Origin of the sequence: Paracoccus isoporae, from assembly GCF_900101865.1 — a bacterium.
Classification (GTDB): Bacteria; Pseudomonadota; Alphaproteobacteria; order Rhodobacterales; family Rhodobacteraceae; genus Paracoccus; species Paracoccus isoporae.
On the sequence record NZ_FNAH01000030.1, the window covers coordinates 1 to 1,370 of the forward strand.

Genomic DNA, 1,370 nt, shown 5'->3' on the forward strand with positions numbered 1-1,370 from the left:
TGCAACATGTATAACCGCCCCTTGCGCAAGAGGTAATTTCGGAGCTGCTGCTGGCGCGTCACCGGGTGCTGACATGTATCCGGCCTCTGTTGCGGCCTTGGTCATGCCGCGGGCCCGTATGGTGTTCGCAGGTCGGGTCCAGATCAAAGCCGCGTGCTCGAAGGCACTCTGTTGCACACTGGTTCTCCCGATCCCGTCTCACGACTATTGCGCCAAACTGCTCTCAGCCCTCCTGCGCTCCGACGTCCTCGCGACCGCTGGTGTGCTTATGCCACTGCGGCCGGAGACTGGTAGACGCCGCCGCGGGCCATCAAGGCCCAGACGATGCGTGCCATCTTGTTCGCAAGCGCCACCCGCACCAGCATCGGTGGCTTACGTGTCAGCAGATTACCCAGCCATGTGCCGGGTTGTGCCGCACGATGGGTGTGACGTTTGATGATGACGCTGTTGGCGCCGATGATCAGCAGGCGGCGAAGGGACCGCTCGCCCATCTTCGTTGTGGCTCCGAGCCGCTGCTTGCCACCGGTCGAATGCTGCCGGGGCGTGAGCCCGAGCCATGCCGCAAAGTCTCGAGCCTTACGGAAAGTCTCGGGCGGCGGCGCAAGCGTCGCTATGGCCGTCGCGATCAGCGGGCCGATGCCGGGCACCGTCATCAGTCGCCGCGCCACGTCGTTCTCCTTGGCGCGACGAGCGATCTCGGCATCAAGCTTGCTGATCTCTTCCTCCAACTGCGCCAGCGCCGAGACCAGAACCTTCAAAACAGGGATGGCATCGGCCGGTAGAGTGCATTCCGGATCTTCGACGAGAGCAATCAGCTTCGATGCATTCGCGGCCCCCTGTGGCACGATCTCCCCGAACTCGGCCAGATGACCGCGCAGCGCATTTATTGCCTGTGTCCTCTGCCGGATCAGAAGCTCACGCACGCGGAACACCATGGCCGCGCCCTGGATCTCTTCGCTCTTCACCGGAACAAAGCGCATCGTCGGCCGCAATGCCGCCTCGCAAATCGCTTCGGCATCGGCCGCATCATTCTTCTGCCGCTTCACGAAAGGCTTGACGTAGGCGGGTGGGACCAGCCGAACGTCATGGCCCAGCTTGGCAATCTCACGACCCCAAAAATGAGCGCCGCCGCAGGCTTCCATCGCCACAACGCAGGCCGGGACCTGTCCAAAAAACTCCAGCACCTGATCCCGTCTCAGCTTCTTGCGCAGAACTGCTCGCCCCGAGACGTCAGCACCATGCGCCTGAAACACATTCTTCGCCAGATCGAGCCCGACCGTGATAATCTCCGACATGACCGCTCCCATTTGTGGATCGTTGAAGACCCACCTTGGCACATCAGATGCCGTCGGGGGGCGGTCACATCATCA

At 62.3% G+C, this 1,370-nt stretch carries 1 protein-coding gene; it reads right to left on the bottom strand.

Going from position 1 to position 1,370, the window contains the following annotated elements; all coding sequences use genetic code 11:
* Positions 1 to 266: 266 nt before the first annotated feature.
* Positions 267 to 1,295: an IS110 family RNA-guided transposase gene (locus BLT73_RS16930; protein ID WP_090525767.1), complete on the bottom strand. Its 1,029-nt coding sequence runs from the start codon at positions 1,293 to 1,295 to the stop codon at positions 267 to 269.
* Positions 1,296 to 1,370: the final 75 nt, after the last annotated feature.

Bases quoted from the DNA above. Each gene is read 5' to 3' on its own strand.
- BLT73_RS16930 (WP_090525767.1), bottom strand. From the start codon at position 1,295: ATGTCGGAGATTATCACGGTCGGGCTCGATCTGGCGAAGAATGTGTTT.